18 protein-coding genes and 1 rRNA gene are annotated in these 20,054 nt (G+C 50.4%); 10 read left to right on the forward strand and 9 right to left on the reverse strand.

Features of this window, described 5'->3' with window-relative positions:
• The 9 genes from B5M42_RS23555 to dnaA all read right to left on the reverse strand — a co-directional run.
• A 16S ribosomal RNA gene (locus B5M42_RS23555) occupies positions 1 to 246 on the reverse strand; the annotation flags it as partial.
• Between the two features lie 356 nt (positions 247 to 602).
• A complete protein-coding gene (locus tag B5M42_RS23560) occupies positions 603 to 1,658 on the reverse strand; it encodes an HD-GYP domain-containing protein (protein ID WP_407946144.1) in 1,056 nt (351 codons plus the stop codon).
• Positions 1,659 to 1,755: 97 nt separating this feature from the next.
• Positions 1,756 to 4,236 carry a DNA gyrase subunit A gene (gyrA, locus tag B5M42_RS23565; RefSeq protein ID WP_134755659.1) on the reverse strand — a complete coding sequence of 827 codons (2,481 nt, stop codon included), beginning with the start codon at positions 4,234 to 4,236 and terminating at the stop codon, positions 1,756 to 1,758.
• Between the two features lie 45 nt (positions 4,237 to 4,281).
• On the reverse strand, positions 4,282 to 6,189 hold the full coding sequence (gene gyrB, locus B5M42_RS23570) for a DNA topoisomerase (ATP-hydrolyzing) subunit B (RefSeq protein ID WP_134755657.1): 1,908 nt from the start codon (positions 6,187 to 6,189) through the stop codon (positions 4,282 to 4,284).
• Between the two features lie 36 nt (positions 6,190 to 6,225).
• Positions 6,226 to 6,474 (reverse strand): extracellular matrix regulator RemB, encoded by a 249-nt coding sequence (remB, locus tag B5M42_RS23575; RefSeq protein ID WP_134755655.1) that lies wholly within the window; start codon positions 6,472 to 6,474, stop codon positions 6,226 to 6,228.
• A 6-nt stretch (positions 6,475 to 6,480) separates the two neighbouring features.
• A complete protein-coding gene (gene recF / locus B5M42_RS23580) occupies positions 6,481 to 7,599 on the reverse strand; it encodes a DNA replication/repair protein RecF (protein WP_134755653.1) in 1,119 nt (372 codons plus the stop codon).
• Between the two features lie 24 nt (positions 7,600 to 7,623).
• Positions 7,624 to 7,839: a S4 domain-containing protein YaaA gene (gene yaaA / locus B5M42_RS23585; RefSeq protein WP_134755651.1), complete on the reverse strand. Its 216-nt coding sequence runs from the start codon at positions 7,837 to 7,839 to the stop codon at positions 7,624 to 7,626.
• A gap of 12 nt (positions 7,840 to 7,851) precedes the next feature.
• The gene (gene dnaN / locus B5M42_RS23590; protein WP_134755649.1) at positions 7,852 to 8,994 is read right to left on the reverse strand and encodes a DNA polymerase III subunit beta; all 1,143 of its coding nucleotides are present in this window, start codon (positions 8,992 to 8,994) and stop codon (positions 7,852 to 7,854) included.
• Between the two features lie 167 nt (positions 8,995 to 9,161).
• The gene (dnaA, locus tag B5M42_RS23595) at positions 9,162 to 10,529 is read right to left on the reverse strand and encodes a chromosomal replication initiator protein DnaA (protein ID WP_134755647.1); all 1,368 of its coding nucleotides are present in this window, start codon (positions 10,527 to 10,529) and stop codon (positions 9,162 to 9,164) included.
• A 483-nt stretch (positions 10,530 to 11,012) separates the two neighbouring features.
• On the opposite strand from dnaA, the gene rpmH reads away from it, so the two are divergent.
• From rpmH to B5M42_RS23645, 10 genes are all read left to right on the forward strand, one after another.
• Positions 11,013 to 11,147, forward strand: coding sequence for a 50S ribosomal protein L34 (gene rpmH / locus B5M42_RS23600; RefSeq protein WP_134755645.1), 135 nt, complete (start codon positions 11,013 to 11,015; stop codon positions 11,145 to 11,147).
• A gap of 189 nt (positions 11,148 to 11,336) precedes the next feature.
• Positions 11,337 to 11,696 (forward strand): ribonuclease P protein component, encoded by a 360-nt coding sequence (gene rnpA / locus B5M42_RS23605; protein WP_134755643.1) that lies wholly within the window; start codon positions 11,337 to 11,339, stop codon positions 11,694 to 11,696.
• Between the two features lie 72 nt (positions 11,697 to 11,768).
• Complete coding sequence (gene yidC / locus B5M42_RS23610; protein WP_134755641.1) at positions 11,769 to 12,524, forward strand: membrane protein insertase YidC; 756 nt, start codon at positions 11,769 to 11,771, stop codon at positions 12,522 to 12,524.
• The gene (jag, locus tag B5M42_RS23615; protein ID WP_134755639.1) at positions 12,521 to 13,138 is read left to right on the forward strand and encodes an RNA-binding cell elongation regulator Jag/EloR; all 618 of its coding nucleotides are present in this window, start codon (positions 12,521 to 12,523) and stop codon (positions 13,136 to 13,138) included. The genes yidC and jag overlap by 4 nt, the downstream gene beginning before the upstream one ends.
• 75 nt (positions 13,139 to 13,213) lie before the next feature.
• A complete protein-coding gene (gene mnmE / locus B5M42_RS23620) occupies positions 13,214 to 14,590 on the forward strand; it encodes a tRNA uridine-5-carboxymethylaminomethyl(34) synthesis GTPase MnmE (RefSeq protein WP_134755638.1) in 1,377 nt (458 codons plus the stop codon).
• Positions 14,591 to 14,614: 24 nt separating this feature from the next.
• Positions 14,615 to 16,504 (forward strand): tRNA uridine-5-carboxymethylaminomethyl(34) synthesis enzyme MnmG, encoded by a 1,890-nt coding sequence (gene mnmG, locus B5M42_RS23625; RefSeq protein ID WP_134755636.1) that lies wholly within the window; start codon positions 14,615 to 14,617, stop codon positions 16,502 to 16,504.
• Between the two features lie 13 nt (positions 16,505 to 16,517).
• Positions 16,518 to 17,249, forward strand: a complete 732-nt coding sequence (rsmG, locus tag B5M42_RS23630; protein ID WP_134755671.1) for a 16S rRNA (guanine(527)-N(7))-methyltransferase RsmG — start codon at positions 16,518 to 16,520, stop codon at positions 17,247 to 17,249.
• Positions 17,250 to 17,411: 162 nt separating this feature from the next.
• The gene (noc, locus tag B5M42_RS23635; protein WP_134755634.1) at positions 17,412 to 18,227 is read left to right on the forward strand and encodes a nucleoid occlusion protein; all 816 of its coding nucleotides are present in this window, start codon (positions 17,412 to 17,414) and stop codon (positions 18,225 to 18,227) included.
• Between the two features lie 162 nt (positions 18,228 to 18,389).
• The gene (locus B5M42_RS23640; protein WP_134755632.1) at positions 18,390 to 19,148 is read left to right on the forward strand and encodes a ParA family protein; all 759 of its coding nucleotides are present in this window, start codon (positions 18,390 to 18,392) and stop codon (positions 19,146 to 19,148) included.
• Positions 19,145 to 20,005: a ParB/RepB/Spo0J family partition protein gene (locus B5M42_RS23645; RefSeq protein WP_134755631.1), complete on the forward strand. Its 861-nt coding sequence runs from the start codon at positions 19,145 to 19,147 to the stop codon at positions 20,003 to 20,005. Before B5M42_RS23640 ends, B5M42_RS23645 begins: the two co-directional genes overlap by 4 nt.
• Positions 20,006 to 20,054 lie beyond the last annotated feature (49 nt).

Below are 20,054 nucleotides of genomic sequence, written 5' to 3' on the forward strand. Positions count from 1 at the left end.
ATGCGCCGCAGGCCCATCCTCAAGCCACAGATTGCTCCGTGTTTCATGATCTCTCCATGCGGAGAGACCAGCTATCCGGTCTTAGCTATCGTTTCCGATAGTTATCCCGATCTCAAGGGCAGGTTGCCTACGTGTTACTCACCCGTCCGCCGCTAACCCTTTCCCGAAGGAAAGAATCCGCTCGACTTGCATGTATTAGGCACGCCGCCAGCGTTCGTCCTGAGCCAGGATCAAACTCTCCAATAAGGTCTGGACAATCGCTTGTCCGTTATTGTTAAGCTCAATTGCTCAAAATTTACTGCTAGCGAGATTTTGCAATCTCTTGTTGTGGCCGCTTGCGCGACCGTTGTGCTTCCTCACTCGTTGTTCAGTTTTCAAAGAGCAATCGGTGTTTCATTGCCGCGCCGTCTCTCGAAGGCGACTTGATTAATATATCACATCTGCCTATCTGATTGCAAGCACTTTTTTTCAACTTGTTTGTCGAATCGTGCTGCTTTTGAAGCGGCAAGGAGTAATATAACAAATTCCGAGAGGGAATGCAAGCTTTATTTCAAAAAAAAATCCCCCTTGACTCAAGGAGGACTTCCAACGCGTTCTTTTGTTTAGATGCCGCTGATCACATCTTGGATGAACAAGCTGCGCTCAAGAGCAAGATTGACAATGGTTCCGTTGATATTCACCCAAGGGCGCGTAGGATGTGCGCGATCTGAGAATACAATCTCGCCTACCCGGTTATCGCTCAGCTTTACCAGCGTGCCGTTACTGATTTGCGTGGATTTATTGATAAAGGTCTGGACGAGACCGGGATCTACTTTGCCGAACGACTCTGTAAACAGCTGCTCCAGTACCAGATACGGCGACATGGCCGTCTTGTAGAAACGATCGTTGGTCATCGCGTGATAAATATCAGCGATCGCGACAATTTTGGCGTAAACGTGAATTTTGTCCCCTTTAACGCCCAAGGGATAACCCGAGCCGTCTTCCCGTTCATGATGCTGCAGCGCACTGAGCTTGGCGCCTTCGTTGAGCGCCGGAATATTTTTGAGAAGATTATAGCCGATGACCGTGTGTTTCTTGACTTCTTCCATCTCGCCATCATTCAGCGCTTTTCGTTTCTCAAGGATCACCGAATCAACTTTTACGTTGCCGATATCGTGCAGCAAGCCGGCCAGCGCGATCTGCATCAGATCCTTCTGCGGCATATTGTTCCATTTGGCCAGAGAATAAGAGGTTAAAGCCACCATAATGCTCTTGTGATATAAATAGTCCGCTAGCAAAGCGTTCTTAGGGGAAAACGTCAGCACCTGATATTGATCGATATGCTGGATAAGCGCTTCCAGACGCGTACGAATATCAAGAATCGGCAAACTTTGCCCGCCATTGACCAGATTAAACACACGTTTCAACAGCAGGAGCATGTTATTGTATTCTACAAAAAATTGAGGAATAACCACCGATTCGGCCGCTTTCGGCTCCTCGCTATGCTCTTCCTGCTCCACCCCGCCTTGCTTGGATTCGATGGAAACGGACTGAATCAGAAATGCCTTCAAAATTTCAATATCCCGTTCAGAGACAACCTTGCCTTTATAAAAAAGCGTGCTTCCAAGCTTTGTGAGAACATTCTCGCTGAGCTTCTCGCCATATTTCAGTTGATTCACAGCTATTATGGGCACTTTTGTTCACTCACCTTACTTGTTCATCTACTGTATATTGTAAAACAAAAAGGATGGGTTGTAACTACCCATCCTTGGTTTTTTATTGCTCCGTCGTCTCTTCCCAGTCTCCGTCAGCTTCGTCGCCGTCTGGAGATTCTTCGCTCTTCTCTACGCGTGCCAGCGTTGCGACCTCATCCTCTTCGCGGATATTGATCAAGCGAACGCCTTGCGTGTAGCGGCCCATCATCGAAATACCGGCCATACTCATCCGAATAATCGTGCCGGAAGCGGTAATGATCATCAGATCCTCGTCATCGCGTACGATCTTCAGACTGACGACAGGCCCGTTTTTCGGCGTGATGTTGAGGGTTTTGATCCCCTTGCCGCCACGGGACTGCGTGCGGTATTCGGACACCGGCGTACGTTTGCCGAAGCCTTTGGAAGTAACAATCAGCACGCTGTTCTCCGGGTCTACAACGTCCATGTCGATCACGGCATCGTCGTCGTCCAGATGAATGCCTTTCACGCCGGTAGCCGAACGTCCCATCGAACGGACATCTTGCTCAGGGAAGTGAATGGACATGCCCATCTTCGTGCCCATGATGATGCCTTGGTTGCCATCGGTCAGGCGAACCCCGATCAGATCATCGTCTTCGCGCAGATTAATCGCAATCAATCCGCCCTTGCGAATATTCGAATAGTCGTCAATCGGCGTCTTCTTCACAATGCCCATCTTGGTCGCAAAGAACAAATATTGTTCGGTTTCGAAGCTCTCCACCGGAATAACCGCGTTGATCGTCTCCCCTTGCTCAATCTGAATCAGGTTGATGATCGGCGTCCCCCTGGCCGTGCGGCTGAGGTCCGGAATCTCGTAAGCTTTCAGGCGATACACCTTGCCCTTGTTCGTAAAGAACATCAGGTAGTGGTGCGTATTCGTGACAAAAAGATGCTCGACGAAGTCGTCGTTCTTCGTGTCCATGCCGACTACGCCGCGACCGCCGCGTTTCTGGCTGCGATAGGTCGTGACGGGAAGACGTTTGATATATCCCGTATGGGTAATCGTAATAACCACATCTTCACGCGGAATCAGATCCTCGTCTTCGATGCTCTCTTCGCCAATCGTAATTTCCGAACGGCGGTCGTCGCCGAATTTGTCGCGGATTTCCTTCAGCTCTTCGCTGATGATCGCGAGAATCAGCTGCTCATCGGCAAGAATCGCCCGATATTCGGCGATTTTCTTCATCAACTCGGCGTATTCGGCTTCGATCTTGTCGCGTTCCAGGCCGGTCAGGCGCTGCAAACGCATATCGAGAATCGCCTGAGCCTGATCGTGGCTCAAGTTAAATGTATTCATCAAGCCTTCGCGGGCTTCATCGGTCGTTTGGGAAGCGCGAATCAGCGCGATCACCTGGTCGAGATGATCCAACGCAATGCGCAAGCCTTCGAGAATGTGCGCGCGGGCTTCGGCTTTTTTCAAATCGTATTCGGTTCTGCGGCGAATGACCTCTTGCTGATGCTTGAGGTAGTGCTGGAGCACCTCGCGCAAATTGAGCACCTTCGGCTCGCCGTTGACCAACGCTAGCATGATGATGCCAAAGTTGGACTGCATCGCGGTCTGCTTGTACAGATTGTTCAAGACGACGTGCGGATTGACGTCGCGACGCAGCTCGATGACAATGCGCATGCCGTTGCGGTCGGATTCGTCGCGCAGGTCGGTAATGCCGTCGATTTTCTTTTCACGGACCAGCTCGGCGATTTTCTCGATCAATCGGGCCTTGATCACCTGATAAGGCAGCTCGTTAACAATAATGCGCGCTTTGTTGCCGACCTCTTCGATCTCCACGCGGGAACGCATGGTTACGGAGCCGCGGCCCGTCATGTAAGCCTGACGAATGCCTTCGCGTCCGAGAATGAAGCCTCCGGTCGGGAAATCCGGTCCCTTGATCGATTGCATCAGCTCCAGCGGCGTCACGTTCGGATTCTCGATCAGCTGCTGAATGCCGTCAATCACCTCGCGCAGATTGTGCGGAGGAATGTTGGTGGCCATCCCTACGGCAATTCCGGAAATCCCGTTCACCAGCAGATTCGGAAAACGCGAAGGAAGCACGACCGGCTCCTGCTCTTCACCGTCATAGTTAGGCGCAAAATCAATCGTTTCCTTGTTGATGTCGCGGAGCAGCTCCATTGCAATTTTGGACAGACGGGCTTCCGTATAACGCATTGCCGCCGCCATATCGCCATCGATGGACCCGAAGTTGCCGTGACCGTCAACCAGCATATAACGCAGCGAGAAATCCTGCGCCATCCGCACCATCGTCTCATACACGGCGGAATCGCCGTGAGGATGGTATTTACCAATGACCTCGCCGACAATCCGCGCCGATTTCTTGTAAGGTTTATCGGGAGACATCCCCAGCTCGGACATCGCATACAAAATACGGCGGTGCACCGGCTTCAGGCCGTCTCGCACATCGGGCAGAGCGCGGCTGACGATAATGCTCATCGCATAGTCCATAAAGGACGTGCGCATTTCCGAGCCGATGTCGATTTCTTTGATTTGCGAACGCAATTCTTCGCTCATGTTTAGCCTCCTGGAAGCTCACAGCCATATGTACATCTGCACGCGCTAGACGTCCAGATTCTTCACATATTTCGCATGCTCTTGAATAAAATCTCTTCTGGGCTCAACGTTGTCGCCCATCAACGTATCAAAAATCGCGTCGGCTTCGATCGCGTCCTCGATCGTCACCTGCAGCAGCGTCCGGCTGTCCGGGTCCATCGTCGTTTCCCACAGCTGGCCCGGATTCATCTCGCCCAAGCCTTTGTAGCGCTGAACGTTGACCTTGCCTTCGCCGAATTCCTGCATGATCGCTTCGCGCTGCCGATCGTTGTACGCATAACGAATGACTTTGTTTTTCTCCAGCTTGTAGAGCGGCGGCTGAGCAATATATACATAGCCGACTTCAATCAGCTTGCGCATGTATCGGTAAAAGAACGTGAGCAGCAGCGTCCGAATGTGCGCGCCGTCGACGTCTGCGTCGGTCATAATAATAATTTTGTGATAACGGGCTTTGGCAATATCAAAATCATCGCTGATGCCGGTGCCCAGCGCCGTGATGATGGCGCGAATTTCCGTGTTGGACAAAATTTTGTCCAAGCGGGCTTTTTCCACGTTCAAAATCTTGCCGCGCAACGGCAAAATCGCCTGAAAATGGCGGTCGCGTCCCTGTTTGGCCGAGCCGCCGGCAGAGTCGCCTTCGACGATGTAGACTTCGCTGATCGACGCGTCCTTGGACGAGCAATCGGCAAGCTTGCCGGGCAGCGAGCTGACTTCCAGCGCGCTTTTGCGGCGGGTCAGCTCCCGCGCTTTACGGGCCGCTTCACGCGCGCGCGAGGCCTGGATGCCTTTTTCCAAAATACGCTTGGCCACGGACGGGTTCTCGTCCATAAACTCCTGCAGCTTCTCGGCGAATAACGATTCGACGATCCCGCGCACCTCGCTGTTGCCGAGCTTTGTCTTCGTCTGGCCCTCGAACTGCGGTTCGGGGATTTTCACGGAAATGATCGCAGCCAAGCCCTCGCGCACGTCGTCGCCGGACAGGTTGGAATCGCTCTCTTTCAGCTGGTTGCTTTTGCGGGCATAGTCATTCAAAATCCGCGTAAGCGCGCTCTTGAAGCCCGACTCATGCGTGCCGCCCTCGTGTGTATTGATATTATTCGCAAACGAATAAATGTTCTCGGAATAGCTGTCGTTGTATTGCAGCGCAATTTCCACCTGAATGTTGTCGCGGGAGCCCTCTACATAAATCGGCGTCTGGTTGACGGCCTCGCGATTGCGGTTCAAATATTCAACGAAGGAGACAATACCGCCCTCGTACATATAGCTGTTCGACACGTCTGTGCGTTCGTCGGTCAGATTGATCTCAATGCCTTTGTTCAAAAAAGCGAGCTCGCGAATCCGCGCCTGCAGCACGTCATAGTCATATTCGGTCGTTTCCGTAAAAATCTCCGGGTCCGGCTTGAACGTAGTCTGTGTACCGGTATCTTCGGTTTCGCCAACAATCTTGACGTCATATTGCGGAATGCCGCGACGGTATTCCTGCTGGTGGATAAAGCCCTGCCGCTTGACTTGAACGGTCAGCCTCTCCGAGAGTGCATTCACGACAGACACGCCGACGCCGTGCAGTCCCCCGGACACCTTATAGCCTTCGCCGCCGAATTTGCCGCCTGCGTGCAGTACGGTCAGCACGACCTCCAGCGTCGAGCGCTTCAGCTTCTCGTTCTCGCCGACCGGGATGCCCCGTCCGTTGTCGATGACGGTAATGCTGTTGTCTTTATGCACGATGACGTCTATTTTGGTACAAAATCCGGCCAAGGCTTCGTCGATGCTGTTATCGACTACTTCCCACACGAGATGATGAAGGCCGCGGCTGCTGGTGGAGCCGATATACATGCCGGGACGCTTGCGTACCGCTTCCAATCCTTCCAGCACCTGAATCTGACTTTCATCATACGCATTCTGATTCACAGACATCTAATCTTCACCTGCTTTTTTATAGTCAAAACCCGGTTAGTTCGTTAACAAATGATTCGCTCGCTTCTTGAGCGTGGTGGAAGAGATCGGGGAGTAGTAGACCTTCGATTCGGTCACAACCAGCGATTTGCATTCCTCTTCGCCGATAACCTCAATCCGCTTCTCTTTGCCGGCCTGCTGGATAAACTGCTTGGATATCTTCGAAGATTTCTCAATCGACAAATCGAAAATAGCGATGAGCTCAGACGCCCGGATAATCTTCTCGCCGCCTAAGTGAATAAACATGATTTCTCAGCTCCTGCCGCTCACATTTCCTTGCGAGACATGAAATACGGATGCATGATTCAGCTGCTCTAGCCGTACGCTCTCCAGGCTCGTCGTCGTAATAAAGGTCTGCACCTTCTGCTGGAAGGTCCGGATCAGCTGCGTCTGCCTGTATTCATCCAGTTCAGAGAGCACGTCGTCAAGCAGAAGAAGCGGATATTCCCCGACCTCCTCCTGGATGAGCTCGATTTCCGCCAGTTTCAAAGAAAGCGCCGTCGTCCGCTGCTGTCCCTGTGAGCCGTAGGTCTGAACTTCTTTGCCGTTAATGAAAAAAAGAAGATCGTCGCGATGCGGACCGACAAGCGTTACGCCTCTTCGAAATTCCTGATCTTTTACCTGTGATAACTTTATCATAAATTGGTCGAATAAAACAGATTCATCTTCAAAGTCTTGTATTTCAAGAGATGGGGCATAGCGCAGCGTAAGCTGCTCGCCATCGTTCGTAATGCCTTTATGAATCGTTTCCGCCCATTGCTGCAGCTTCTTTATGAAGTTTTGACGTTTTTTCAAAATTTTAACACCATAGCGGGCTAATTGTTCATTCCAGACGTCCAGCATGGCTGCGGAGGCGCCGGATGAGGCTGTGCCGGATTTCAGAAAATTGTTGCGCTGCAGCAAAATTTTTTGATATTGCGTCAGGTCGTACAAGTAGGACGGCTGCACCTGTCCAATTTCCATATCGAGAAAACGCCGTCTGACCCCGGGAGTACCCTTGACGATTTCAAGGTCTTCCGGGGCGAACATGACGACGTTGAGAGCGCCGATAAAGCCGCTTAGTTTTTTTTGCTCCAGTCCGTTGATCTTCGCTTTCTTGCCTTTGTTCGAAATGATCAAATCGAGCTTGCAGCTGCCATAACGCTTGTCGATCTCGGCATGAAGCTGGGTATGGTCGTGATTCCAGCCGATCAGCTCTTTGTCCTGATGGGTGCGGTGCGATTTGGTCAAAGCAAGTACATAGATCGATTCGAGCAGATTCGTTTTGCCTTGGGCATTGCGGCCGACGAAGATGTTGACGTTGCTATCGGTGGTCAGCTCGAACTGCTCGTAATTGCGGTAATGCGCTAAAGACAGCTTCCTCAAAAACATCCCGGCACCTCCTGGCCGATCCCGTCAGGGACCGGTCACCTGGAACGCGCCATGACCCTCGACGACCACCACATCCTGCGGTACCAGCTTGCGTCCTCTGCGGTTCTCGTCCACGCCGTTCACTTGAATTTTCGTTTCTTGAACAAAAAATTTGGCTTGTCCACCTGTGGATATGCAGTCGGCCAGCTTTAAAAATTGTCCGAGCGTAATGTAATCCGTGCGGATCGAAATGGATTTCATGCGGCAGCTCCTTTAGTTGGTCGTCCGGTACGGCAAAATCAGCTGCAGCAGGCTGGAGCTTTCTTCCGGCTTGATGATGATCGGCTGCATCGCGCCGGTAAACCCGATATGAATATGTTCGCTGTCGAGCACCTTGAGCGCGTCGAGCATATATTTGGAGTTGAAGGAGATGCGCAGCAGCTCGCCGGAAAAACGCTGCAGGTTGATTTGTTCGGTCACTTTGCCCAGCTCGGAGGAGCTGGAGGAAATTTCAATCGTCTGATCCTCGCGCATGATCATCTTGACGATGTTCGATTTGTCCTCGCGGGACAGCAGGTAGGCGCGGTCAATCGCATCGGCCAGCTGTTTGGTCGGCACGAGCATTTCCGTCTGATACGACTGCGGAATCAGCTTGGAGGTATCGGGATACGTACCGTCGAGAATGCGGGAATAGAACAGGATGGAATGGATTTTGAACAACACCTGGTTGTCGGAAATGACAATGTCGATCAGTGAATTCTGGTCCGGCAAAATTTTGCTCAGCTCGTTGAGTGTCCGGCCGGAAATAACGATATTTTGCAAATTTTGCGATACGTCGTGCTCGATCGTAATTTCGCGGCTGGCGAGCCGGTGCCGGTCGCAGGCGATAAACTTCAGCTTGGTGCCGCTGATATGCCACAGCACGCCTGTCAGAATTGGCGTCGATTCGTTGGTCGACACGGCAAAGGACGTTTGCCGGATCATGGTTTTGAGCAGATCGCTCGGAATGCGAATCATTTTGTTTTCTTCAATTTGCGGCAACAGCGGATATTCTTCCGGGTCCAGTCCCATGATTTGAATTTCCGAGGAGCCGGAGCGGATCGTGGTTTGAAAATGGTCCTTCACTTCGATTTCAATCGTTTGCGAAGGAAGCTTGCGGATGATTTCCACAAAAAACTTCGCGGGAAGGACTACGCTGCCGGATTTAAACAGGTCGATGATTTTGATCGAATCGTTTTCGATCGGAGTGAAGCTTTGAATGGAGATGTCCGTATCGCTCGCGGTTAAGGTTACGCCGCTGGCGGTTGCGTCTATTTTGATCCCGGTGAGAATAGGTATGGTCGTACGGCTGGAAATAGCTTTGGACACGTGACCGATGGCTTCGATCAGGTGGTCTTTGAGAATGGTCAGTTTCATGATTTCACTCCTGTGGTTCTATTTGGATATGCGGCAGCATATTCATTTTATAATATCATTTTTTTAGGAATAGCAGTAGGGGCGCTGAATATGTGGATATGTGGATGAAGTCTTCAAAAATCAAGCCTATCCACATGTGAATAGATTGTGCATAGGCTTTGGACTTATTAAGATGATGGATTTTTGATGCGCTCGGTCAAATTGGTGATGATCTTATATAATTCCTGATCCGACTTGAGGGATTCGGATATTTTGTCATGGGCATGAATGACGGTCGTGTGGTCGCGTCCGCCGAAATTCTCGCCGATCTTGGGCAGGGAGAAGTCGGTTAGCTCGCGGGCCAAATACATCGCCACCTGCCGCGGGAACGCCACGGCCTTGGTGCGCTTGCGGGCTTTGAAATCCTCCAGCTTCAAGCCGTAGAATTCGCCGACGCGCTGTTGAATGTCCTGAATGGTTATCACCTTCGGCCTGCTGGAAGGAATAATATCCTTGAGCGCTTCGGCAGCCAGATGGACCGAGATGTCCTGGTTGATCAGCGACGAGTAGGCGACGACTCTGATTAATGCGCCTTCAAGCTCCCGGATGTTCGTATCGATCTGGTTGGCTATGTAAATCATCGCCTCATTCGGGATTTCCAGGTTCTCGGCGCGTGCTTTCTTGCGCAGGATCGCGATGCGCGTCTCCAGGTCCGGCGGCTGGATATCGGTGATCAGGCCCCATTCGAACCGGGAGCGGAGCCGATCCTCCAGCGTCGGGATTTCTTTGGGCGGCCGGTCGCTGGAAATGATGATTTGTTTGCCTTCCTCGTGCAGCGCGTTGAACGTATGGAAGAATTCCTCCTGCGTTCCTTCTTTGCCGGCAAGAAATTGAATATCGTCAATCAGCAGCACGTCGATCGTGCGGTATTTGTTGCGGAAGCCTTCGCCGCGGTTGTCGCGGACGGCGTTAATGAATTCATTCGTGAATTTCTCGGACGAAATATAAAGCACGCGCGCTTCCGGATTGTGCTCCAGCACGTAATGGCCGATGGCATGCATCAAATGCGTCTTGCCCAAGCCGACGCCGCCGTACAGGAACAACGGATTGTAGGCCTTGGCCGGCGCTTCGGCGACAGCCAGCGACGCGGCATGCGCAAAGCGGTTGCCCGAGCCGATGACGAATGTATCAAATGTATAGCGGGCGTTCATCATATTGGTGAACGTTTCTTCCTGCGCCACGATGGCCGGACCTTTGGGCGGGATCGCCGGCTGGGCGGCAGCTGCGCCTTGTCCTTTTTGCTCCTCGGTCTCAATGACGAACTTCACTTCGACACGCTTGTTCATAAAATCGAAGATCGTGCCTTCAATCAGCTTGGTATAACGACTTTCCAGCCATTCGCGGGCAAAATTGTTCGGCGCGCAGACGACGACGGTCGTGTCGTTGAAGACGTTGGCTTTGGTCGATTTCAGCCACGTATCGAAGCTCGGTTTGCTGAGCTTGGTCTGGATAATGGAGAGCACTTGCTGCCACATTTCGTTGGTCGGGCCGTCCACAGATATTCACTCCTTTATAAATAAAAAGACACGTGGCTTATGGCCAGCAAAAACCGGTGTGTCAGAAAAGAACGCATCTTGTCGTTTTATCCACATTCTTAAGGATCGGTAGAAGTGACTTATTCTTTAAGAGGGAAATTGTTCACAATGTTATCCACAGGATGTTGATAAATCGGAGGATTTATGGAGTGTATCCACAGCAGAAACATTCTTATCTTATCAAAAGAAGGCTTGGTAATCAACGAAATGTTTGATATTATCCACAACTTCAATAACTTGTGCATAGTTGTTGTCAACAACACAAGATATTGTTGATAGGATGTTCACTTTCGACAAAAAGCGTCCGCATGCTTCGACTTTTTATGCACAGGTTGTTCGAGCGCTGGGAAACGCCGCTTTCTCGGTTGACTTTTGCCGCGGAAAATGGTTTAATGGTTAGAGAATTTTGTGGGATGGGAAATCCTTCACAGGGAGGTGCTATAGATGGGTCCAACGTTTAACCCGAATACGAGAAAGCGCAAGAAGAATCACGGCTTCCGTAAAAGAATGAGCACGAAGAACGGCCGCAAAGTGCTGAGCGCTCGCCGTCAAAAAGGAAGAAAAGTTATCAGCGCATAAGAAGAAGCTCCGAAAGGGGCTTTTTTTACTATGAATAAGCTATGATCCGTTTCGGGGCCAACGCCAAGTACCTGAGTCAGCCTCGGAGCCAGCCCCCACATGCGTGGGGTTCTTTTGTGTTTGGACTTGAATGTTTATTTTCAGCATTTTGGTCATATACTTGGATGATGCCTGTCTGGAGTGTATAACGTGGAAAAGGAATACCGTCTGGCAAAAAGAGAAGACTTCAATAAAGTGTACCGGTACGGCAAATCGATGGCGAACCATCAATTTGTGCTGTACTATTTGCCGCAGCCGAAGCGGGAGGCCTTCCGCCTGGGCGTGTCGGTCAGCAAGAAGCTCGGCAACGCCGTGGTACGCAACCGGCTGCGCCGGATGATGAAGGAGATTGTGCGGTTGGGCAAGGACCAGATCGCGCCGCACTACGATTACGTGCTGATTGCGCGCAAGCCCGTCGCCGACATGGATTATCATGATATGGAAAAGAGCCTTTTTCACGTCATTCGGAAAGCTTCTTTATTAAAAAGGACCGAAACGGTCAAAAAATAGAGTTGGCGTTTCCTTGTGGATAGAAGATGTGGTATAGTGAATGGTGGAAAAGATGATTAGGAGGACCTTATTTTGATTCGTCGATCTTATGCGCTTGCTTTACTGTTTTGTTTGCCGCTTTTACTGTCCGGGTGTACGTCGGCAAGCAAGGCCAATGCTCCGCTCGACCCGAATGCAGGCGGCTTTTGGGGCTTTTTCGTCAGATACTTCGTGTTGCCGCTTTCACATACGCTGGACTGGTTTGCAAGCCATCTGTGGGGTCAGTACGGATTATCGATTTTGGTTGTCACGATCATTATTCGCTTGATTATTTTGCCGCTTACGCTGAAGCAGTACAAAAGCTCGAAGCGGATGCAGGAATTGCAGCCGGAATTGAAGAAAATTAAGGACAAGTACAAGGACGATCCGAAGAAACAGCAGGAAGAAACGATGAAGCTGTTCCAGTCGCAAGGCGTGAACCCGATGGCCGGCTGCTTCCCGATCCTCGTGCAAATGCCGATTCTGATCGCGTTGTACCAATCGATTCTGCATAATACCAACATCCAGCAGCACACCTTCTTATGGATGAGCTTGGGCTCGAAGGACCCCTATTTCATTCTTCCGATTCTTGCAGCCTTGACGACGTTCATTCAGCAACGGATGATGTCCTCGCAGATGAATCAACAAATGAAAAGTTTGCTTTTCGTTTTCCCGGTATTGATTTTCGTCATGTCGATGAATTTCGCCGCGGCGCTCCCGTTGTACTGGGTATATGGCAATATCTTCACGATTGTTCAGTCTTACTTTATTTACAGACCTCAACAAAATAAAGGTGGCCTGTCCAAATGAAAAAAATCGTGGTGACTGGAAAAACCATTGAGGATGCCGTCAAAAGCGGTCTTGTTCAATGGAACGTTACCGAAGATCGTGTAAAAATTCATGTTCTGGAGCAGCCCTCTCGGGGGCTCTTTGGTCTCATTGGCTCGAAGGAAGCGAAGGTTGAACTGGAATTGATTCCGGATCCGCTTGAAGAAGCGACGCTTTTTTTGCAGGAGATTTTTAAAACGATGCAAATTTCCATCACCATCGATCAGCAGAAGGACAAGGAAGGCGCCCTGTTTAATATGAGCGGCTCGGAGCTGGGCATTCTTATCGGCAAAAGAGGACAAACTCTCGATGCGCTGCAATATCTCGTGAATATTGTAGCGAATCGTTATTCGGACTCGCATATTCGCATTTTGCTCGATGCCGAGAATTTTCGCGAACGCCGCAAAAAAACGCTGGAGGAGCTTGCCGTTCGGCTGGCCGGCCGCGTGATCAAGACCAAGAAGGAGGTCATTCTGGAGCCGATGAATGCGCAGGAGCGCAAGATCATTCATTCAGAGCTGCAGAATCATCCTTCCGTCAAAACGTACAGCAAGGGCGACGAGCCGAACCGTCGGGTCGTCATCGCTCTAAAATAAACGTACCGGCAATGGCTAGTTATATGTCATTGCTTTTTCTTTACATTGAGGAACTTGTGCAGAGGTGTTATGGTGATGATAAACGATACGATTGCCGCTATCTCCACTCCGCTTGGTGAAGGTGGAATATCGGTTATTCGTGTTAGCGGGGATGAAGCTGTGATGCGGGTCGAGCGGGTATTTCGCTCCAAGCTTCCGCTGTCCGCCGCTGATACGCATACGGTGCATTACGGCCACATTGTTGATCCTGCTACATCGGAACGGATGGAGGAGGTTCTTGTTACGTTGATGCGGGCGCCGCGTTCTTTTACGATGGAGGATGTGGTGGAGGTCAGCTGTCACGGGGGGATTGTTTCCGTGAAAAAGGTGCTGGATCTGCTGCTGCTGCAGGGGATTCGTCTGGCGGAGCCGGGCGAGTTCACGAAGCGCGCGTTCCTGAACGGCCGCATCGATCTGACGCAAGCGGAAGCGGTCATCGACTTGATTCGCGCAAAGTCGGACAAGGCGTTCAAGGTAGCCTTGAAGCAGGTGGAGGGCAGCTTGTCCAAGCGGATCAAGGCGCTGCGCCACGAGCTGGTCGAGCTGATGGCTCATATTGAGGTCAATATTGACTATCCGGAGCATGATGTCGAGGAAATGACGAATGCGTTCATTCGCGACAAGTGCGAGCGGGTTATGGGCGATATCAGGCAGCTGCTGCATACGGCGAATCAGGGTAAGATTCTACGCGAGGGCATCGAAACGGCCATTATCGGTCGTCCGAATGTCGGCAAATCGTCGCTGCTTAACGAGCTGGCGCAGACGGACCGGGCGATCGTCACCGATATTCCGGGCACGACGCGTGATGTGATTGAAGAGTTCGTCAATGTCGGCGGCGTGCCGCTAAAGCTGCTGGATACGGCGGGTATTCGCGAAACGTCGGATATTGTCGAGCAGATTGGCGTAGAGCGCTCGAAGACGGCGCTTGCAGAGGCGGATTTGATCCTGCTTGTCCTCAATAGCAGCGAGGAGCTGCAGGAGGGCGAGCTGCACATGCTGGAGGAGCTGGCTGACCGGCAGACAATCGTTATTTTGAATAAAACGGATTTACCGCGCCAACTGGACGCCTCTGCTGTGGAACGGTTGTATCCGCAAGAGCGGGTGGTTGAGCTTTCGCTGCTAGAGGGGCGCGGCGTCGGGGAGCTGGAGCGGGCGATTTCGCACATTTTCTTCGACGGCAAGCTGGATGCGTCCGATTTGACGTATGTGAGCAATGTCCGGCATATTCATCTGCTGAAGCTGGCCTTGCGGTCGTTGGAGGATGCGCTCGCCGCGAACGAGCAGTATGTGCCGATTGATATGATACAAATTGACATACGCGCTGCCTGGGAGCAGCTTGGAGAGATTATTGGCGATTCGGTTGGCGAATCGTTGATCGATCAGATTTTTACCCAGTTTTGTCTGGGCAAATAGGGTGCATATAAAGGAGGGTTTGATATGGGTTATCAGGCAGGAAATTACGATGTGATCGTAGTGGGAGCGGGTCATGCCGGCTGTGAGGCTGCTTTGGCGGCTGCGCGCATGGGCTGTGAGACGCTGCTGTTGACGATCAATCTGGATATGGTTGCGTTCATGCCATGCAATCCGTCGGTTGGTGGTCCTGCAAAGGGCCACGTCGTCCGGGAGATTGACGCACTGGGCGGAGAGATGGGACGCAATATTGATAAAACGTACATTCAGATGCGTATGCTGAATACGGGCAAGGGACCAGCGGTCCATGCGCTGCGCGCGCAGGCGGACAAATTCATGTACCAGCATGTGATGAAGGAAACGATTGAGAAGACACCGCATCTGACATTGCGTCAAGGCATGGTGGAAGAGCTGATCGTTGAGGACGGCGTCTGCAAAGGCGTTGTGTCGAAGACGGGAGCGGAGTATACGGCGAAAGCGGTCGTGGTCACAACCGGCACGTATTTACGCGGCAAGGTGATCATGGGCGAATTGATGTATGAAAGCGGCCCGAACAACCAGCAGCCGTCGGTGAAGCTGTCGGAGTCGCTGCGCAAGCTTGGTCTGGAGCTGGTGCGTTTCAAAACCGGCACGCCGCCGCGTGTGCATAAGGATACGATTGATTTTGACAAAACGCAAATTCAGCCAGGTGATGAAAGCCCGAAATTTTTCTCCTATGAGACAAAAACGGGCGTGCCGAATCAGCTGCCGTGCTGGCTGACGTATACGTCGGAAGCGACGCATGAAATTATCAATTCGAATCTGCATCGGGCGCCGATGTTCTCGGGAGCGATTGAAGGAACGGGACCCCGCTATTGTCCGTCGATTGAAGATAAGATCGTCCGTTTCAGCGATAAGCCCAAGCACCAGATTTTTCTTGAACCGGAAGGAAGAAACACTTCTGAATATTATGTCCAGGGCTTATCGACAAGTATGCCGGAGGATGTGCAGCTGAGCATTCTGCGTTCGATTCCGGGACTGGAAAAGGTGGAGATGATGCGGACCGGCTACGCGATTGAATATGATGCGGTTGTGCCGACACAGTTGAAGCCTTCCCTGGAGACGAAAGCGGTCAGCGGCTTGTTCACGGCCGGGCAAATCAACGGCACCTCGGGATATGAGGAAGCGGCGGGCCAGGGGATTATGGCCGGCATTAATGCAGCGCGCAAGGTACAGGAGAAGGAGCCGGTCATTCTTGATCGTTCTGAGGGCTATATCGGCGTGCTGATTGACGATTTGGTCACCAAGGGGACGAATGAGCCGTACCGGCTGCTCACTTCACGGGCCGAATACCGCCTGCTGCTGCGTCATGACAACGCCGACCTGCGGCTGACTCCGATCGGGCACGAAATCGGGCTTATTTCGCAAGAGCGTTACGATGCTTTTTTGAATAAAAAAGATCTGGTTGAACGCGAGATTGAGCGCTTGAAAACGACAAAAATCCGACCGGAGCCGCACGTGCAGGCGATTCTGGAAAGCTTGAACAGCGTGCTGTTGAACAATGCTGTCGATTTGATTTCGCTGCTGCGTCGTCCGGAGGTAGAATACGTGCACATCGAACAGATGTCGCCGTCTCCGTTGGAGCTGAACGATGAAATGAAGGAGCAAGTGGAGATCCAGATTAAATATGCCGGCTATATTGAAAAACAGCTGGCTCAGGTGGAGCGCTTGCGCAAGATGGAGAAAAAGAAAATTCCGGACGATATCGATTATTCTGATATTCACGGTATTGCTACAGAGGCCAAGCAAAAGCTGGCAAAAATCCGGCCGATTTCGATTGGTCAAGCTTCGCGGATTTCCGGCGTGACGCCGGCGGATCTTTCGATTTTGCTGGTCTATATCGAGCATTATAATAAAGTAATTGCTTCACGAGGGTAAAAGAGGGTCGATGATGAAGGATACGGTTCAGAAGCCATTTGTTGAACTGCTGGCGCAGCAGGGGATTTCATTATCCGAGCGACAGCTTGAGCAATTTGAAGCTTACTACAAGCTGTTGGTTGAATGGAATGAGAAGATTAATTTGACAGCGATTACGGAGCGGGAGCAGGTCTATTTGAAGCATTTCTATGATTCTCTCTCGCTTTCCTTTTTTTATCCGTTGACGGAGGTTACGACGCTGGCCGATATTGGTTCGGGGGCGGGGTTTCCGAGTCTTCCATTAAAAATTGCGTTTCCGCATTTACGTGTAACGATCGTGGATTCGTTGAATAAACGGATTTTGTTTTTACGCGAAGTGGTTCAGGTATTGGGGCTTGAGTACGTCGAATGTGTGCATGGGCGAGCAGAGGATGTATCGCGTCTGCCTGTGTATCGGGATCGATTTGATTTGGTCACAGCACGGGCGGTTGCTCGGCTGAATGTTCTGGCAGAGTTCTGTTTACCCTTTGCTCGTAAAGGCGGAGCATTCCTGGCGATGAAGGGTTCTGAGGTAGAAGGCGAGCTGAAGGAAGCAGCCTTTAGCTTTGCTGAATTGAAGGGTGTTATGAAGCAAGTGGATCAGATGGAGCTTCCCATTGAGCGATCCGTTCGCCATTTTGTACGGGTGGATAAGGTCGGAGCAACTCCTGGCAAGTATCCGCGTAAAGCCGGGCTTCCTATTAAGTTACCGCTGGTGGGAAAATGAAATTTGTTCCACGTGAAACAATGTTCATATTTGTTTAGCAGGAACTTCACCTTTTATGGAGAATTAGTTTAGTAGCAAGATTTTTCTCGTCATCCTATGCCAAAGCTCTCTTACAGGCGTTGGTTGTAAAACTACGGGGAAGAGTTGGTGGTAAGTTTTCCTATGAAAGAACAGATTTCGAAGCTGTTTGGCTTTACGGAGCGTAATGCGACCGATGAAGTGAAAAATATCCCTGTAAATAGCATCGTACCGAGTCCTTATCAGCCGAGAACGGTTTTTGACGATGAACGGATTGACGAGCTATGTCAAACGATTAAGACCCACGGGGTTATTCAACCGATTGTGGTGCGTGTGCGTAACAACACCTTTGAGTTGATTGCTGGTGAACGCAGGTTACGTGCTGTCAAGAAGCTGGGATTGGATACGATCCCGGCGATTATTCGCGAATTTAACGATTCACAAGCGGCATCGATCGCTTTAATTGAGAATTTACAGCGTGAGGGACTTACTGCGATTGAAGAAGCTGCGGCCTATCAGCAGTTGATTGAAATGCATGATTTGACTCAGGAAAGTCTCGCTCAGCGTTTGGGAAAAAGTCAATCGACGATTGCCAATAAAATTCGCTTGCTACACCTCACAGAGCCTGTCAAGCTGGCCTTGATGGAGCGGAAAATCACTGAACGACATGCTCGAGCACTACTGGCGCTGGATCAGGAAGAACTTCAGTTAAAGGTGCTGGAAGAGATCATCACCAAAGAACTGAATGTGAAGCAGACTGAAGCGCGCATCAGCTTTTTCAAAGAAGCTGCGAAGTTGAAGAAAAGTAAACGAGTCTCCTTTACGAAAGACGTTCGTCTTGCTCTGAACACGATTCGCCAGTCCGTTGAGATGGTTACGAATTCCGGACTTCATATCGATACATCGGAAAAGGATCACGAGGACCACTACGAAATTATTATTAAGATACCTAAAAGATAGAGAAGTCAGGGTTGTTATTAAACGGCGCCAGCCGTTTTTTTGCTTCTTTAGGCACGGTTTTACCCTAGTAAAATTTTAGTAAGGTAACGTGTTGGAAGATATGGTAAGATAGAAATATTGCTCGAACGGTTTGGTGTAAGAAATGTGATGAGGTGAAATAGGTTGGCTAAAACAATTGCAATAACGAATCAGAAGGGCGGCGTTGGCAAAACGACGACTTCTGTGAACCTCGGTGCTTCTCTTGCTTCTTTGGGGAAGCGAGTGTTACTCGTAGATATCGATCCACAGGGCAATACGACAAGCGGCATTGGTGTAAATAAAGCGGACGTGAATTATTGCATATACGATGTCATTATTAATGATATTCATCCGAAAGATGCAACAATGGATACAAATATTCCGAACCTGAAGGTCATTCCTGCGACGATCCAATTAGCGGGTGCTGAGATTGAACTGGTACCGACGATTTCCAGGGAGGTTCGACTCAAGAAGTCTTTACAGCTTGTGAAGCATATGTATGATTACATTTTAATTGATTGTCCGCCGTCGCTCGGGATTTTGACGGTCAATTCGTTAACCGCGGCAGATTCAGTGATCATTCCGATTCAGTGTGAGTATTACGCTTTGGAAGGACTTAGCCAACTGTTGAATACGGTTCGCTTGGTACAGAAGCATTTGAATACGACGTTGCAAATCGAAGGCGTTTTGCTGACGATGTTTGATGCGCGGACGAATCTCGGCATTCAGGTGATCGAAGAGGTAAAGAAATATTTTCAACAGAAGGTCTATCAGACGATCATTCCGCGAAATGTTCGTTTGAGCGAGGCGCCGAGTCACGGTCAATCCATCATTACGTATGATCCGCGTTCCAAAGGTGCAGAGGTTTATTTGGAGCTTGCGAAGGAAGTGATTTCGATATGAGCAAGAGGCTGGGAAAGGGACTAGATGCTTTAATAACATCGCTTCACATTGACGAGAATGATAAGGTTATTCAAATTCCTCTCGCCCAATTGCGCGCCAATCCATATCAACCACGTAAAAACTTTAATGAAGATAGCTTGAAAGAGCTTGCTGATTCGATTAAAGAACACGGCGTTATTCAGCCTATTATTGTTCGGAAGGTTCTTAAAGGCTACGAGATTATTGCTGGCGAACGGCGCTTTCGCGCGTCCCAAGCTTCTGGCTTGGCCACAATTCCTGCGGTAGAGCGTAATTTTAATGATCAGCAGGTTATGGAAATTGCTCTGATTGAAAATGTGCAGCGGGAAGATTTGAATGCTTTGGAGATTGCGGTTGCCTATCAATCGATCATCGATCAGTTCTCGCTAACGCAGGAAGAGCTATCGGCCAAGGTGGGTAAAAGTCGTTCGCACATTGCGAATTTCTTGAGATTGCTGCAGCTGCCGGAATCGATCAAGCAATATGTTTCACGTGGAACATTATCGATGGGCCATGCCAGAGCCATTGTAGGCGTCAAGGATGATAAGCTGAAAAAGGAATTGGCTGAAACGGCGATTAGTAAGCAATGGAGCGTTCGAGAGCTGGAAGAAGCCATCAAGCAGCTTGAAGAACAGCAGGGCAAGGATAAAGAAAAGCCGAAAGCAAAAGAAAAGAATCGAGATCCTTATATTCATCAAGCCGAGGATCAGCTGCGAGATTTGTATAGGACGACGGTGAAGATCAAAAACAATCAGTACAAAGGGAAGATTGAACTGCTTTACTATTCCAAGGATGATTTGAACCGATTGCTTGAGTTGCTGCAAGGGAAAATCTCGTAATACTTCATGTAGCATACCCACGTTAATCTTTCGAAAGAAGGAGCAAACT

This window comes from Paenibacillus athensensis, from assembly GCF_004514475.2.
Taxonomy (GTDB): Bacteria; Bacillota; Bacilli; order Paenibacillales; family NBRC-103111; genus Paenibacillus_AL; species Paenibacillus_AL athensensis.

Excerpts from the sequence above, each read along its gene's own strand:
- gyrA (WP_134755659.1), bottom strand. The coding sequence starts at position 4,236 with ATGAGCGAAGAATTGCGTTCGCAAATCAAAGAAATCGACATCGGCTCG.
- gyrB (WP_134755657.1), bottom strand. The coding sequence starts at position 6,189 with ATGTCTGTGAATCAGAATGCGTATGATGAAAGTCAGATTCAGGTGCTG.
- remB (WP_134755655.1), bottom strand. The coding sequence starts at position 6,474 with ATGTTTATTCACTTAGGCGGCGAGAAGATTATCCGGGCGTCTGAGCTC.
- recF (WP_134755653.1), bottom strand. The coding sequence starts at position 7,599 with ATGTTTTTGAGGAAGCTGTCTTTAGCGCATTACCGCAATTACGAGCAG.
- yaaA (WP_134755651.1), bottom strand. The coding sequence starts at position 7,839 with ATGAAATCCATTTCGATCCGCACGGATTACATTACGCTCGGACAATTT.
- dnaN (WP_134755649.1), bottom strand. The coding sequence starts at position 8,994 with ATGAAACTGACCATTCTCAAAGACCACCTGATCGAAGCCATCGGTCAC.
- rpmH (WP_134755645.1), top strand. The coding sequence starts at position 11,013 with ATGGGTCCAACGTTTAACCCGAATACGAGAAAGCGCAAGAAGAATCAC.
- jag (WP_134755639.1), top strand. The coding sequence starts at position 12,521 with ATGAAAAAAATCGTGGTGACTGGAAAAACCATTGAGGATGCCGTCAAA.
- mnmE (WP_134755638.1), top strand. The coding sequence starts at position 13,214 with ATGATAAACGATACGATTGCCGCTATCTCCACTCCGCTTGGTGAAGGT.
- mnmG (WP_134755636.1), top strand. The coding sequence starts at position 14,615 with ATGGGTTATCAGGCAGGAAATTACGATGTGATCGTAGTGGGAGCGGGT.
- rsmG (WP_134755671.1), top strand. The coding sequence starts at position 16,518 with ATGAAGGATACGGTTCAGAAGCCATTTGTTGAACTGCTGGCGCAGCAG.
- noc (WP_134755634.1), top strand. The coding sequence starts at position 17,412 with ATGAAAGAACAGATTTCGAAGCTGTTTGGCTTTACGGAGCGTAATGCG.
- B5M42_RS23645 (WP_134755631.1), top strand. The coding sequence starts at position 19,145 with ATGAGCAAGAGGCTGGGAAAGGGACTAGATGCTTTAATAACATCGCTT.